The sequence below is a fragment of the Curvibacter sp. T50 genome (genome assembly GCF_057219955.1).
In genome coordinates, this window is record NZ_JBXVVU010000001.1 from 1,911,657 (window position 1) to 1,926,191 (window position 14,535).

General features: G+C 67.0%; 15 protein-coding genes. 2 read left to right on the forward strand and 13 right to left on the reverse strand.

Annotated elements, in window-relative coordinates:
- Positions 1–15: 15 nt before the first annotated feature.
- From AC2EBU_RS09100 to AC2EBU_RS09150, 11 genes are all read right to left on the reverse strand, one after another.
- Positions 16–669 (reverse strand): 2-hydroxychromene-2-carboxylate isomerase, encoded by a 654-nt coding sequence (locus AC2EBU_RS09100; RefSeq protein ID WP_484610035.1) that lies wholly within the window; start codon positions 667–669, stop codon positions 16–18.
- Positions 666–896, reverse strand: coding sequence for a DUF1289 domain-containing protein (locus tag AC2EBU_RS09105; RefSeq protein ID WP_484610153.1), 231 nt, complete (start codon positions 894–896; stop codon positions 666–668). The genes AC2EBU_RS09100 and AC2EBU_RS09105 overlap by 4 nt, the downstream gene beginning before the upstream one ends.
- Positions 896–1,399 (reverse strand): YbaK/EbsC family protein, encoded by a 504-nt coding sequence (locus tag AC2EBU_RS09110; RefSeq protein ID WP_484610036.1) that lies wholly within the window; start codon positions 1,397–1,399, stop codon positions 896–898. The genes AC2EBU_RS09105 and AC2EBU_RS09110 overlap by 1 nt, the downstream gene beginning before the upstream one ends.
- 6 nt (positions 1,400–1,405) lie before the next feature.
- The gene (locus AC2EBU_RS09115) at positions 1,406–2,050 is read right to left on the reverse strand and encodes a LysE family transporter (RefSeq protein ID WP_484610037.1); all 645 of its coding nucleotides are present in this window, start codon (positions 2,048–2,050) and stop codon (positions 1,406–1,408) included.
- A 1-nt stretch (position 2,051) separates the two neighbouring features.
- The gene (locus AC2EBU_RS09120) at positions 2,052–2,960 is read right to left on the reverse strand and encodes a hydroxymethylglutaryl-CoA lyase (protein WP_484610038.1); all 909 of its coding nucleotides are present in this window, start codon (positions 2,958–2,960) and stop codon (positions 2,052–2,054) included.
- Between the two features lie 30 nt (positions 2,961–2,990).
- Positions 2,991–3,911, reverse strand: a complete 921-nt coding sequence (locus tag AC2EBU_RS09125) for a 2-hydroxyacid dehydrogenase (RefSeq protein ID WP_484610039.1) — start codon at positions 3,909–3,911, stop codon at positions 2,991–2,993.
- A 62-nt stretch (positions 3,912–3,973) separates the two neighbouring features.
- Complete coding sequence (locus tag AC2EBU_RS09130) at positions 3,974–5,986, reverse strand: acetyl/propionyl/methylcrotonyl-CoA carboxylase subunit alpha (RefSeq protein WP_484610040.1); 2,013 nt, start codon at positions 5,984–5,986, stop codon at positions 3,974–3,976.
- Positions 5,987–5,995: 9 nt separating this feature from the next.
- Positions 5,996–6,721 carry a DUF4126 domain-containing protein gene (locus AC2EBU_RS09135; protein ID WP_484610041.1) on the reverse strand — a complete coding sequence of 242 codons (726 nt, stop codon included), beginning with the start codon at positions 6,719–6,721 and terminating at the stop codon, positions 5,996–5,998.
- A gap of 25 nt (positions 6,722–6,746) precedes the next feature.
- A complete protein-coding gene (locus AC2EBU_RS09140) occupies positions 6,747–7,538 on the reverse strand; it encodes an enoyl-CoA hydratase/isomerase family protein (protein WP_484610042.1) in 792 nt (263 codons plus the stop codon).
- Between the two features lie 11 nt (positions 7,539–7,549).
- The gene (locus AC2EBU_RS09145) at positions 7,550–8,683 is read right to left on the reverse strand and encodes an acyl-CoA dehydrogenase family protein (protein WP_484610043.1); all 1,134 of its coding nucleotides are present in this window, start codon (positions 8,681–8,683) and stop codon (positions 7,550–7,552) included.
- Positions 8,684–8,698: 15 nt separating this feature from the next.
- Positions 8,699–10,306, reverse strand: coding sequence for a carboxyl transferase domain-containing protein (locus AC2EBU_RS09150; protein ID WP_484610044.1), 1,608 nt, complete (start codon positions 10,304–10,306; stop codon positions 8,699–8,701).
- Positions 10,307–10,415: 109 nt separating this feature from the next.
- Here AC2EBU_RS09150 and AC2EBU_RS09155 point away from each other — a divergent pair, with 109 nt between their 5' ends.
- A complete protein-coding gene (locus AC2EBU_RS09155; protein ID WP_484610045.1) occupies positions 10,416–11,480 on the forward strand; it encodes an AraC family transcriptional regulator in 1,065 nt (354 codons plus the stop codon).
- Positions 11,481–11,502: 22 nt separating this feature from the next.
- Positions 11,503–12,171 carry a glutathione S-transferase family protein gene (locus AC2EBU_RS09160; protein ID WP_484610046.1) on the forward strand — a complete coding sequence of 223 codons (669 nt, stop codon included), beginning with the start codon at positions 11,503–11,505 and terminating at the stop codon, positions 12,169–12,171.
- A 143-nt stretch (positions 12,172–12,314) separates the two neighbouring features.
- On the opposite strand, the gene AC2EBU_RS09165 is transcribed toward AC2EBU_RS09160, so the two are convergent.
- Together AC2EBU_RS09165 and AC2EBU_RS09170 are read right to left on the reverse strand one after the other, a co-directional pair.
- Complete coding sequence (locus tag AC2EBU_RS09165) at positions 12,315–13,319, reverse strand: Bug family tripartite tricarboxylate transporter substrate binding protein (RefSeq protein WP_484610047.1); 1,005 nt, start codon at positions 13,317–13,319, stop codon at positions 12,315–12,317.
- 46 nt (positions 13,320–13,365) lie between these two features.
- Entirely contained in the window at positions 13,366–14,517 is a 1,152-nt protein-coding gene (locus AC2EBU_RS09170; RefSeq protein WP_484610048.1) for a CaiB/BaiF CoA transferase family protein, read from the reverse strand.
- Between the last annotated feature and the right edge of the window lie 18 nt (positions 14,518–14,535).

The window sequence follows — 14,535 nt, forward strand, 5'->3', positions numbered from 1 at the left end:
GCAGCCGCGCCCCGGTCAGGTATCGGGCTTGGGTGCTCGACGTACGCCGTGCCCGACCGCGGCAGCCTGTTCCCAAGCGCCCGACACAAACCAGGCATCGCCCCGCAGATAGGCCGCGAGCATCGGCAGCGCGTCAAAGCCCCAGAACACGCGCCCGTCGACCACAAAAGTGGGCACGCCAAACAGGCCCAGGCTGATGGCCGAGTCGGTGTGGGCGCGCAGGTTCGCCTTCACCTGACCATCGGCCGGATCGCGAACCGGCGCAAGCTGGGCCTGCAACGCAGCCAGCCGGGCCGGATCGGCCGCTTCGGCGCCGCCCCGCCAGACATGGCGGAACACTGTTTCGCAGACAAACCGGTTGGGCTCACCGGCCCGGTCGCAGGCAACCGCCAGGCGCAGCAGGCCCAGCGGATTGAACGGGTGGCTGGCGGGCAAATCGAGCGGGATGTCGTGAACCTGCGCCTGCCATAGAACCTGGCGGTAGGTCCAGTCGCGTTTGGGTGCGATCTCCGCCGGACCGAGCTGGCCGTGATGCGCGAGCAGTCCGGCGAACAGCACGGGCTTGTGGCGCACGTGGTAGCTCATCCCCTCCAGCGCAACGGGCAGGCGCTCGAAGGCCAGGTAGGCATAGGGTGAAATGAAATCCAGGTAGAAATCGATCGTTTTCATGGTGCCGCCTTCAGTTTCTGCGCACGTTCTCCAATGCGAACCCAGACCGCGCGCCGGGCCGCGTCGTCCAGGGACGACCACAGGCCGATTTCTTCCAGACGACGCAGGCATCCTTCGCACCAGCCGGTGTTGGCATCCATGCGGCACACGGAAATGCAGGGAGAAGGCACTTTTTGGCCACTACCCAGCGTGATACGGACTTTTTCCGCTATTAAATCAGGATCCATCATGATAGGGGCGGCTGGTCAATGTCGGCCACGGCCGCACCGGTCAGGTGCACCAGATCGGCCGGACGCAAACGGAACACCCCATGGGGATGGCCCGCCGCAGCCCAGATTTCGTCGAAGCGGAAAAGCTCGCGGTCGATCAAGGTCACTGGCGGGGTGGCATGGCCGACAGGCGACACTCCTCCGATGGTGAAACCGGTGCGCGCCTTGACAAATTCGGCGTCGGCGCGTCCGATCTTGCCGACCAGGGCGGCCACTTTCTTTTCGTCGACCCGCCGGTCGCCCGACGTGATCACCAGCACGGCCGCATCGTCGCCCTTGCGCCGGAAGATGATGCTCTTGGCAATCTGGCCCACGGTGATGCCCAGGGCATCGGCCGCCTGCTGCGCGGTGCGCGCGGCATCGTCCAGCATGACCGGCGCGTGGGGGTGGCCGGCCTCGCGAAGCACAGTCGCCACGCGCAGCACGCCCTCGGGCAAGGGTTTGACTTCCGCTCCACACATGGCTTCTCACGCTCCGTTCGTTGCGCTGCGGCGCACCAGCAGCAGACTGGCGCCCATCGCCATCAGCACGCCGCCAAAGATCTGGTTTTGTATCCGCCGGGCCCGCACCGAGCGCAGCAGGCCCTGCAGACTGGCGGCCAGCCAGGCGTAGCCATGCATGACCACCACGTCGATCACGACCGTGGTTACCAGAAGGATCAGCAATTGCAACCACAGGGTCCGCTGGGGATCTATGAACTGCGGCAACACCGCCACCATAAACACGATGCCTTTCGGATTGGTGACATTCGTGAGCAGCCCGCGCACCAGTCGCTGGCGCGCCGAGAGCGCCCCTTCCCCGCCGGCCAGCACCGCTTGTTCTGCCGCAACCGGGGCGCGCCACTGGCTCAAGCCCAGCCAGAACAGATAGGCAGCCCCCAACACCTTGACCACCCAGAAGGCCTGGGCCGATGCCAGCAACAGGGCGCCGACACCCACGCCCGCAGTCACCAGGATGATGGACAGCCCGATCTGCAGGCCCGCAATCGTGGCCGAGGTTCGGCGCACACCATAGGCCAGTCCATGACTCATGGACAACACCGCCCCGGATCCGGGGGACAGGGCGATCACCCATGCCGCGACCATGTAGGCCAGCCAGACCTGAAAATCCATGTCAGCCCACCCGCTTGTTCAGGATCGCCGTGGCCGCCCGGGACTGGGGCTTGCGCTGCAGGAAATCGCTGATGAACACGCCCGCGTCGACCAGTCGGTCCAGGTCGATGCCGGTCTCGATACCCATGCCGTTCAGCATGAAGACCAGGTCTTCGGTGGCCACGTTGCCGGTGGCGCCTTTGGCATAGGGACAGCCCCCCAGGCCCGCCACAGAGGACTGGAAGTTCCAGACACCCAGCTCCAGCGCCGCGAGTGTATTGGCCAGCGCCTGGCCGTAGGTGTCATGGAAATGCCCAGAGACCCGGTCGATGGCGAAGTGCTGAAGCGTGGCTTCGAACGCAGCCTGAACCTTGCGCGGCGAGCCCACTCCGATGGTGTCGGCAACGTCCACCCGGTCAACGCCGATGCCTTTCATCAGGCCCGCCAGGTAAGCCACCCGTGAGGGTGCGATGTCGCCCTCATAAGGGCAACCGACGGTGCAGCTCATCGCGCCACGCACCGCAATCCCGGCCACGCGGGCGGCCTGAACCACCGGCGCGAAGCGCTCGATGCTCTCGGCGATCGAGCAGTTGATGTTCTTCTGGCTGAAGGCCTCGCTGGCCGCGCCGAAGACAACGATTTCATCCGGAAGATCGGCCAATGCAGCCTCGAAGCCTTTGAGGTTGGGCGTCAACACCGAATAGCGCACGCCCGCCTGGCGCTCAATCCCGTCCATCACCGCATGGTTGTCCGCCATCTGCGGCACCCATTTGGGCGAAACATAGCTGGTGACCTCGATCTCCTTCAGGCCTGCGGCCTGCAGGCGGTGCACCAGTTCGATCTTGATGTGGGACGGCACCGGCTGCTTTTCGTTTTGCAGGCCGTCGCGGGGGCCGACGTCGATCAGCCGGACACGGGAGGGAAGGGACATGAAAGCGGTCCTTGTCTGTAGGAGAGAGATTCAGTAGCCCCGCGCGGGGTCCACCACGCCGGCAACGGGCTCGCCGCGCTCCAGTGCGGCAATCTTGCCCGCAATCTGGGCAATGCTTTCGTCGCGCAGCGTGCGCGCCGAGGTGTGGGGTGTCACGGTGATGGCAGGATGGCCCCAGAACGGGTGCCCGACGGGCAACGGTTCGGTGCGGAACACATCCAGCGTGGCGCCGGCCAGATGGCCGCTGTCCAGCAAGGCCAGCAGATCTTCCTCGACCAGGTGGGCGCCCCGTGCGACATTGATCAGGTAGCCCCCCGGCCGCAGACGCGACAGGTTGGCAAGGTTCAGGATGTCGCGGGTGTCGGGCGTCAGCGGCAACAGGTTGACCAGCACCTGGCTGGCCGCGAGAAATGACGGCAACGCGCCGTCGCCGGCGAAGCCGCGCACCCCGTCGATCGACCGTGGCGAGCGGCTCCAGCCGTTGACCGGAAACTCGAACGCCCGCAGCGCCTGCGCCACCCGGGAGCCCAGCACGCCGAGACCCATCACCCCGACCGGGAAATCCAGTCTGTCGCGCGGTTTACGGTACGACCAGCGCCCTTGCCCGACATCCCCCTCGTAGCCGTCAAATTCGCGAAAATGGCGGATCACCGCGTGGCAGACGTATTCCGCCATCTGCACCGACATGCCGGCGTCATCCAGCCGGACGATTCGCACACCCGGCGGAAGGCGGCGCTGCAGCAACGCGTCCACGCCGGCGCCGATGTTGAACAGCGCCTTCAGACCTGCCTGCTCGTCCAGAAACACCTGCGGCGGCGCCCAGACCACCGCATAGTCAGCCGGCGGGGCGCCGGGCGCCCAGGCCTCCACCCGCGCCAGCGGCAGAGCCGCGCGAAGGCCGGCGAGCCAGGGCTCGGGCTTGGTGTCGGTACAGCAGAACGTGATGACCATGCGGCGATTCTGGCATCCCCTGCCGGGTGGCGTGGGGGCGGGGTCTTGGACCGCCCGCGCGATCAGGCCGCGGCCAGCTTGAGCAGCTCCGCCCCCTCAGCCACCTGGTCGCCCGGGGCATACAGCAGCTCCGCCACCGTACCGTCCGCCGGCGCGGCAATGGTGTGTTCCATCTTCATGGCTTCCATCACCGCCAGGGCCTGACCTTTCTTCACCGTGTCGCCCGCCTTGACGGCAAACGACACCACTTTGCCTGGCATCGGCGCCGTCAGGCGCCCGCCCTCGCCCGCCCCGTCGCCGGAGTGGGCCAGGACGTCCAGTTCCTGGATCTGGGTAGCACCGTCTTTTGTGAAGACATGAACGGTTTCGGCCCGCTGCCAGGTGTCGGTACGGATCCGGCGGCCATCGAATTCAAGGTCGAAGGTGTGCATTCCGCCCTGGCGGGTCGCGGGCTGGAACGCCAGCGACCCGCACCGGTCACCGACCTGCAAGGTCAGTCCGCCGGAGCGCTCGTACACCAGATGCGCGGCCAGAGGCTCCTTGCGGAATTCGAAATCGAAGCGCCGACGGGCCAGCGGACCATGCGAGCACCAGCCGTCGGAGCGGCTGAAAGGGTCGGCGTCATTGGCTTGCCGCTCCGCCAACAGGGTATGCACCACCGCCGCGGCGACTGCCGTGATTGCGCCAACCCGCTCCTGTTCAAACAGGAGCGCAGCCTCTCGCGGAATGAGGGCGGTATCGAGGTTAGCTTGGACAAAGGACGGCGACGACAGCACATGCCGGAGAAACTGCACGTTGGTTGCCAGCCCGATGATGCGGGTGCGCGCCAGTGCCTCATCCAGTCGCGCAAGCGCCTGGGCCCGTGTTTCGCCATGGACGATCAGCTTTGCGACCATCGAGTCGTAGAACGGACTGATCGCATCGCCCTCGCGCACCCCATCGTCGAACCGCACCAGTCCGCGATCGAAGGCGGTCGCCGCCGGTTTTCGGTAGACATGCAGCGTGCCGGTGGCCGGCAGGAAGTTCTTGTCGGGGTTTTCGGCACAGATCCGGGCCTCGATCGCATGGCCGCTGATGCGCAACTGGTCCTGCGACAGTGGCAGGGGCTCGCCAGCTGCCACCCGCAACTGCCACTCCACCAGGTCCTGCCCGGTGATCGCCTCGGTGACCGGGTGTTCCACCTGCAGTCGGGTGTTCATCTCCATGAAATAGAAATGCATTTCGCCTGCTTCGCGCTGCTCGACGATGAATTCCACCGTTCCCGCGCCAACATAGTGCACCGCACGCGCAGCGGCCACGGCCGCGAGTCCCATCTGGGCCCGCATCTCCGGGCTCAGACCCGGCGCGGGGGCCTCTTCCAGCACCTTCTGGTGTCGGCGCTGGACCGAGCAATCGCGCTCGAACAGGTAAACGTAATTGCCGTGGGTGTCGCCGAACACCTGGATCTCGATGTGGCGGGGACGCTGCACATACTTCTCGATCAGCACGGCATCGTCACCGAAGCTGTTTCTGGCCTCCCGCTGGCAGCTCGCCAGTGCGCCGGCAAAGTCCTCGGCCTTTTCGACGATCCGCATGCCTTTGCCGCCGCCCCCGGCGCTGGCCTTGATCAATACGGGGTAGCCAATGCGGTCGGCCTCGTGGCGCAGCATCGCCGGATCCTGGTCGCTGCCGTGGTATCCGGGCACCAGCGGGACGCCGGCGCGCTCCATCAGCTGTTTGGATTCGGCCTTCAGGCCCATGTCCTTGATGGCCGAGGGCGGCGGGCCGATGAAGACCAGTCCGGCGTCGGCACAGGCCTGGGCGAACTCTTCGTTTTCACTCAGGAATCCGTAGCCAGGATGGATCGCCTGGGCACCAGTGGCTTTGGCTGCCTCGATGATGCGTTCCCAGCGGAGATAACTGTCCCGTGGCGCGCTGCCGCCGATATGGACCGCCTCGTCGCAGGCTGCAACATGTTTGGCATGGGCATCCGCATCGGAATACACCGCAACGGACCGGATGGCCATGCGCCGGGTGGTGGCAGCCACTCGGCAGGCAATTTCGCCACGGTTGGCAATCAGGATCTTGGTGAACATGGGTGGGCCTCAGGAGGGGGCAGAGTCAGGGGAAAAGAACGCGCGCAGACGCCGCAGCGCCGCCCGCAGAAATCGCAAAAGCATCCAGGTGACGATCCACATCAGCACCAGGACAAGCGTCAACACAATCGCGAAAACAAACGGATGCTGGGTCGCCAGCCAGACGGCCCCGACGACGAGGCCGTCTTCCACCAGGCTCATCGCGACATTGGAAAACGGCTCGGGCGAGGTATTGATGGCTGCACGGGTCGTCGTCTTGGCGGCCTGGCTGCTGGCCGCCAAGGTGCCGCCCATCAGCGCCGCCACCACCGCCATCGTGGCGTGGTCCGCGCCGAAAACACTGGCCGCCAGCGCCGCGCCCGCCGGAACACGGATCACACTGTTGACGAGATCCCACACCGAATCCAGCCCAGGGATCTTGTCGGCAAAAAATTCGACAAACAGCAGCAGGCCGCTGACGATCAGCACAACCGGATGCTGCAACACGCCCAAGCCGGGCGGCAAATCCATCCAGCCGGCGTTGCCTGCAGCTCCCACAAGGAAAACCACTGCATAGAGCCGGAACCCGCTGGCCCAACCCAAGGCTGCGGCCAGCGCCAGCAGCCCGGCCAGATCCATCTGGCCGGCGACCTGCGCGATGGCGCCGGGTGCGGACGTGGTCGCGTCTTTCGGGACGGACAGGTGAATCCCCATGGTGTGCAACCATTGCACGATGGACATCCACAGGGGTTCCATACGGTGGCGGCTCGTGTCGGGCGGGTCAGCCGGCCAGCCAGTTCGGCGGGCGCTTGTTCAGAAACGACGACACGCCCTCGCGCCCTTCGGCGCTGGCGCGGATGTCGGCGATGCGGCGCGCGGTCTCATCCCGCAGCGCGGCGTCGATCGGACGGCCGGCCACGTCGCGCACCAGCTGCTTGCAGGCCCGCACCGCCGCCGGCCCGTTGGCCACCAGTGTCGCCACCAGCGCGGCCACGCGGGCGTCGATCTCGTCCGGCGTGCACAGCTCGTGCACGAAACCCATGGCCTGGCCCTGCGCGGCGCTGAAGCGTTCGGCGGTGGTGAACCAGCGCCGCGCCGCCTGCCCGCCCATCGCCCGCACCACATAGGGTGCGATGGTGGCGGGCAGCAGGCCCAGCCGCGCTTCCGAGAGGCAGAACGTCACGTTGTCCGACGCCACCAGCACGTCACACACCGAGGCCAGCCCCATGCCGCCGGCGTAGCAGTCGCCGTGGATGCGGCCGATGATCGGCACCGGGCACTGGTCGAGTGTCCACAGCATCTCGGCCAGCTTGCCGGCGTCGGCGCGGTTTTCGTCCCAGCTGTAGTCGGCCATGGCGCGCATCCAGTTCAGGTCCGCGCCGGCACAAAAGGCCTTGCCATGGCCGCCCAGCACCACCACGCGCAGCTCGGCGTCCTGGTTCAGGCGGGTGAAGGCCTCGGTCAGCGCGGCGATCACGCCGTCGTTGAACGCGTTGCGCACCTCAGGGCGGTTGAGCCAGACCTCGGCCACATGGGGCGAGGGACGGCGGATGTCGAGCACGGATTCACTCATGGTTGGCAACCTCAATAGCGTTTGGCGACTTCTTCCAGCATGACCTCGGTAGCGCCACCGCCGATGCCCAGCACCCGCGCATCGCGCCACAGACGTTCGATGGCGGTTTCGCGGATGAAACCCATGCCGCCGTGGAACTGCTGGCAGGTCAACACCACCTCGTTGACCAGTTCGCCGGTCAGTGCCTTGAGCATGGACACGTCCTGCACGATGTCGTGGCCCTGGGTGACGCGCCAGGCGCACTGGTACATGAACGCCCTGGCGGCCCGCGTCTTCGCGTCCAGCATCGACAGGCGCTGGCGGATGGTCTGCTGGTTCCACAGCGGCCCGCCAAAGGCCTGGCGCTGGCGCACGTAGTCCAGCGTCAACCGGATCGCCTGCGTGCAATGGCCCACGGCCATGGCCGCCAGCGCGATGCGCTCGGTCTGGAAGTTCTTCATCACCGAGTAGAAGCCCTTGCCCTCTTCGCCCAGCAGGTTGGCGGCGGGGACGCGCACGTTCTCGAACACCAGTTCCGCCGTGTCGGACGACAGCCAGCCGGTTTTCTTCAGCGCGCGGCCCACCGAAAAGCCCGGCGTGCCTTTTTCGACGATGAACATCGACACCTCGCGCTTTCCGGGACCGGTCTTGGCGGCCACGAAGTACAGGTTGGCGTGCACGCCGTTGGTGATGAACATCTTGGTGCCGTTGAGCACCCAGTCATCGCCCTCGCGCCGGGCGGTGGTGCGGATGCCCGCCACGTCCGAGCCGGCGCCCGGCTCGGTGATGCCCACTGCCGTGATCAGCTCGCCGGCGGTCACGCCGGGCATGTATTTCGCCTTCTGCGCGGCATTGCCCGCGTGGTGCAGGTGGGGCCCCGCCATGTCGGTGTGCACCAGCACGGTGATGATGAAACCGGCAAAGGTGGACTGGCTCAGCGCCTCGGCAAAGACCAGGTTGGTCATCGCGTCGGCACCGCCACCGCCGTAGGCTTCTTCGAACATCAGGCCCAGCAGACCGGCCTGGCCCATGCGGCGCAGCACATCCCGGGGCACGCAGCCGGCCTCTTCCCACGCAGCGCCGTGCGGCTCGACCTCGCGCTCGATGAAGCGCGCGACCTGCTCGCGCAGCAGTTCGTGCTCGGGGGTGATGTAGATGTTGTCCACGGCGGTCAGCGTGGATTACATCCGGAAGATGCCGAACTTCGGCTCGCCGATCGGCGCGTTCAGGCTGGCACTCAGGCCCAGGGCCAGCACGCGGCGCGTGTCGGCCGGGTCGATCACGCCGTCGTCCCACAGGCGGGCGCTGGCGAAATAGGGGTGTGACTGGTGGGCGAACTGGTCCAGCAGCGGCTGCTTGAAGGCCGCTTCTTCCTCGGCGCTCCAGCTGCCGCCCTTGGCCTCGATGCCGTCGCGCTTGACGGTGGCCAGCACGCTGGCCGCCTGCTCGCCGCCCATCACCGAAATGCGGGCGTTCGGCCACATCCACAGGAAGCGCGGCGAGTAGGCCCGGCCACACATGCCGTAGTTGCCGGCGCCGAAGCTGCCGCCGATGATGATGGTGAACTTGGGCACGCTCGCGGTGGCCACGGCCGTGACCATCTTGGCGCCGTGGCGGGCGATGCCTTCGCTCTCGTACTTGCGCCCCACCATGAAGCCGGTAATGTTCTGCAGGAAGACCAAGGGAATCTTGCGCTGGCAGCACAGCTCGATGAAGTGCGCACCTTTCTGGGCCGACTCGGAGAACAGGATGCCGTTGTTGGCGATGATGCCCACGGGCATCCCTTCGATACGGGCAAAGCCACAGACCAGCGTGGTGCCAAAGCGCGCCTTGAACTCGTCCAACTCGCTGCCGTCGACGATGCGGGCAATGATCTCGCGCACGTCGAAGGGCTTGCGGGCATCGATCGGAATGACGCCGTACAGCTCGCTGGCCGGGTAGCGCGGCGCGACCGGCTCATGGGTCGCAATCGGCGGCTGTTTGCGCCGGTTGAGGTTGCGGACGGCCTGGCGTGCCAGCGCCAGCGCATGCAGGTCGTTCTGCGCCAGGTGATCGGCCACACCCGAAAGACGGGTGTGCACGTCGCCCCCGCCGAGGTCTTCGGCACTGACCACCTCGCCGGTGGCCGCCTTCACCAGCGGCGGGCCGCCCAGGAAGATGGTGCCCTGGTTCTTGACGATGATGGTCTCGTCGCTCATCGCCGGCACATACGCGCCGCCGGCGGTGCACGAACCCATCACCACCGCAATCTGCGCGATGCCCTGGGCGCTCATGTTGGCCTGGTTGTAGAAGATGCGGCCGAAATGGTCCCGGTCGGGGAACACTTCGTCCTGGTTGGGCAGGTTGGCGCCGCCGGAGTCGACCAGGTAGATGCAGGGCAACTGGTTCTGCAGGGCGATCTCCTGGGCCCGCAGGTGCTTTTTCACCGTCATCGGGTAGTAGGTACCGCCCTTCACTGTGGCGTCGTTGCAGACGATCATGCAATCGACGCCACTGACGCGGCCGATGCCAGCGACGATACCGGCGCCCGGCGCGTCGTTGTTGTACATGTTCAGCGCGGCCAGGGGCGCGAGCTCCAGAAACGGGGTGCCGGGGTCAAGCAGCCGCAACACCCGCTCGCGCGGCAGCAGCTTGCCGCGGGCCGTGTGGCGCGCCCGCGCCTGTTCGCCGCCGCCCTGGGCTACGGCGGCAAGCTGCGTCTGCAAATCGTCGACCATCGACTGCATGGCAGCGGCGTTGGCCTGGAAGTCGGCGGAACGGGCGTTGAGCTGGGTCTCCAGAACAGACATGGGAATCCTTGTTGAAGCAGTCCGCCATGGTGGCGTCAGGACGCAAGAATACGGTCAGGGTTTGCCCGATGCACGCCACCGAGGTTGCAAATCGTGCCAGAATTTCCTCATGAGTTCGCCAACCTCCCCAGTCTCGGGAAACATCGATACACCCCTGGACGGAACCGCTGCGACCCCCATCGCTTTTGCACGGGCGATCGCTGAGACCTTGCGGCGCGCCGGATTGGCTGCCGAGCCCCATCTGCGTTCGGCACAGATTGCGCCAGATCGACTCGACGAGCCCGACGGGCGCATCACGGCCCGACAGATGGAGTTGCTGTCCGGCGCGGCAATGATGGCACTGGATGACGAGGGGCTGGGCGCGTTCTCGCGGCGCCTGCCCTGGGGCAGCTACGGCATGTTGGCCCGTGCTTCGCTGAGCGCCCCCAACCTGGGGCTGGCACTCAAACGCTGGTGCCGCCACCACGGGCTGATCGCCGACGACTTGCGCCTTCGCCTGGAGGTTCAGGGCGGACGGGCCGCCATCCACGTGGTCGAGCAGCGGCCCTTGCGCGGCGTTTCGCGCGAATTCAGTCTGGTGCATGTGCTGCGCAACATCCACGGCCTGGCCTGCTGGTATGTGGACTCCCGGATTCCGCTGCTGGGTGTGCAACTGCCGTTCGCCGCCCCCCGCCACGAGGCGGTCTATGGTGTGCTGTTTCCCGGCCAGGTCGCGTTTGCCGCCGACCATGCGCAACTGGCATTCGACGCGCAATACCTCGCGCTGCCGCTGCGCCGCGACGAAGGAGCCATGACCCAGATGCTGCAACGCGCCCTGCCGCTGACGGTGTTGCAGTACCGGCGCGACCGCCTGCTGGTGCAACGCGTGCGGCAGGCGCTGGCGACCCAGCCGCTGGCCACCCACAATGCCGAGGCACTGGCCGCGCTGCTGGCCGTGTCGCCGCGCACGCTGCACCGCCAGCTCAAGGACGAAGGTGCCACGCTGCAAGGCCTGAAAGACGAAGTACGACAGGCCCGCGCCACCGAGTTGCTGCTGCGCACCGACCGCCCGGTCAAGCAGGTGGCCGCCGCGGCCGGCTTCCTCAACGAAAAGAGCTTCATCCGCGCTTTTCGCGGCTGGACGGGGCACAGCCCGGCGGAGTTCCGCCAGCAGGTCGCCGCGCCCGCGGGCTGATCGCCCGCCTACACTCGGCGCCATGATCACCCTGCACCACTGCGTCAGCGCCCGCTCGTTCCGCCCGCTGTGGCTGATGGAAGAAATCGGCCTGCCCTACACCCTGCGTTTGCTGCCGTTTCCGCCGCGTGTGCACGCCCGGCCGTTCCTGGCCGACAACCCGCTCGGCACGGTGCCGCTTTTTGTCGACGGCGCCACACGCATGACCGAATCGGCCGCCATCTGCCACTACCTGGCAGCGCGCCACAGCCCCGGCCAGCTGGACGTGCCGGCGGACGACGCCGCGTTTGGCCCGTACCTGAACTGGCTGCACATGAGCGACGCCACCCTGACCTTTCCGCAGACCCTGGTGCTGCGCTACACCCACATGGAGCCTGCAGAACGCCGGCAGCCCCAGGTCGTCACCGACTACGCCCGCTGGTTTCTGGCGCGGCTGCGGGCGGTCGAGGCGGCACTGCAGCATGAGCACTGGCTGTGTGCCGGCCGCTTCACCGCTGCGGACGTGGCCGTGGGCTACGCGCTGATGTTGGCCGACTACCTGGACCTGGCGCCGCAGTTCCCGCCGGCCGTGGCGGGCTTGTGGGCGCGCCTGCAGGAGCGCCCGGCCTACATGCGAGCCCGCGCGGCCGAGCACCAGGCCGCCCTGGACCAGGGCATCGACCCGACGCCGGCGCCACTGCTGCGCTTCTGATGCTTCATTTTTTGTAGCTGAAAACGACCTTTTTACGCTGGGTATCGGTCGAAAATGCACAAAAAAGCCGCCCGACACCAGTTCGGGCGGCCCGGGTCAGCGGCGGTGCGAGGCAGCAGGGGCGCGGCCGTCGCGACCGACGCTTACTGGGGCTCGATCTTCGCGTCGCGGATGGCCTTGGCCCATTTGGCGGTTTCGGCGCGGCTGCGCTGGGCCAGCGCTTCCGGGGTGCCGGGTTCGACGGCGAAGCCCAGCGGCGCAAACTTCTCCTGAATGTCCTTGCTGGAGGCGGCCGCGTTGAAGGCCTGGTTGAGGCGGTTGACCACGTCCGCCGGGGTGCCGGCGGGTGCGAAGGCAGCAAAGTAGGCGATCAGTTCATAGTCTTTCAGGCCCAGTGCTTCGTTGACGGTGGGCAGGTCGGGCACCACGGGCGAACGCTTGGTGGAGGTCACCGCCAGCCCGCGCACTTTGCCCCCCTTGACCTGCGGCACCATGACGGCGAAGTCGGCGGTGAACATGTTCACCTGGCCGCCGATCAGGTCGGTCATGGCAGCCGGGCCGCTCTTGTACGGCACATTGGTCATCTTCACGCCGGCCATGCTGGCCAGCATTTCCGAGGACACCAGCTGCGAGGTACTGGCACTGGCAAAAGTGACATGGGTGGGCTTGGCGCGGGCCATGTCGATCAGCTCCTTGAGCGTCTTGGCCGGCACGTCATTGTTGACGGCCACAATCAGCGGCACCTGGCCGAGGTAGGCAACGGGCGCGAAGGCCGTGTCCTGGTCGTAAGGCAGCGACTTCATCAGGCTCTTGAGCGCGGCGTTGGTGCTGTTGGTGCCAATCAGGATGGTGTAGCCGTCGGGCGTTGCCTTGGCGACTTCCGCGGCGCCCAGCATGCCGTTGACCCCGGGTTTGTTCTCCACCACCATGGCTTGACCCAGGCTTTCGGTCAGCTTGGCCGCGAAGGCCCGGGTGATCTGGTCGGTGGCGCTGCCGGCCGCAAACGGCACGATCAGCTTGACCGGCTTGTTCGGGTAGGCCTGGGCCCAGCTGGTCGAAGTGCCCAGCAGCGCGCCGGTGGCGAGTGCAACGGCGCCCAGGCCGAGGGCAAAGCGGCGGCGGCTGGATGGCAGGTTCAGGGATTTCATGCGTGGTCTCCTTGGTGTCAGTGGTTGGTCGGGGGTAAACGGTGGTTCAGGCGGGTGACCGCGGGGCCTTGTGATCGGCATTGTGCGCGCCCAGCGGGGGTGCGGGGGCCCGCAGCGGGGGCCGCTCGCCGTCGATCAGCAGCGGAAAACCGGTCAGGGACAGGTCCGGCAGCCCCGGGCCCACGGGAACGGCCTGGCGCAGTCCGAGTGCCAGCACCTGGGGGTGCGCCTGCGCCTCGGCCAGCGAATGTACGGGGGCACAGGGCACACCGGCCGATTCGAAACACGTTTGCCACTGTGCGCGGGGCCGCTCGCGCAGGCAGGGCGCCAGCAACGCCAGCAAATCATCCTTGTGGCGAAGGCGCGCCCGATTGGTGGCAAAGCGCTCATCGGCCGCCCAGTGGGGATGCCCCAGTGCCTGCGCCAGTTTGGCAAACAGCCGGTCATTGCCGCAGCAGATCAGCAAGGGGGCATCGGCGGTGTCAAAAGCCTCGTAGGGGGCGAAACCGGGGTGGCCGGAACGGTGCCGGTCGGGCTGGCGGCCTTCGTTGACCAGCGCGTCGGACTTTTGCGCGGTCCAGACCAGCGCGGTCTCCAGCAAGGAACCTTGCACGATACCGCCCCGACCGGTGACCTGGCGCCGCCACAGCAGCGACAGCAATCCGATCACCACCCACATGCCGGTGCCCTGGTCACAGATGGAGGCGCCCGCGCGCATGGGCGGATCGTCCGGACCGCCATTGATGGCCGACAGGCCGCTGAAGGCCTGGAGCAGGGGTTCGTAACCCGGCAAGGAGGCCATGGGCCCGCGGGCACCGAAGGCAGACATCTCGCCGTAGATCAGGCGGGGAAAGCGCGCGGTCAGGGTGGGCCCGTCCACACCCAGGGCCTGGGCAACCCCGGGCCGCAGGTTGTGCAGGAAAACATCGGCCCCGGCCAGCAGGTTGTCGAGCGCGGCGCGGTCAGCGCTCTGGCGCAGGTCCAGCGTGACCGACTGTTTACCGCGGTTGAAGACCTGAAAGACCAGCGCGTCGTCTCCGCCAAACGGTGGCCCCATGCGGCGGGCGTCGTCGCCGCCGTCGGGGCGTTCGATCTTGATGACCTCGGCGCCCAGGTCGGCCAGGATGGCGCCCGCAAACGGCCCGGCCAGCACCTGGCCGAGCTCCAGCACCCGAAGGCCCGACAGCGGAAGATTCATGGATTTCAGTTTACGGCA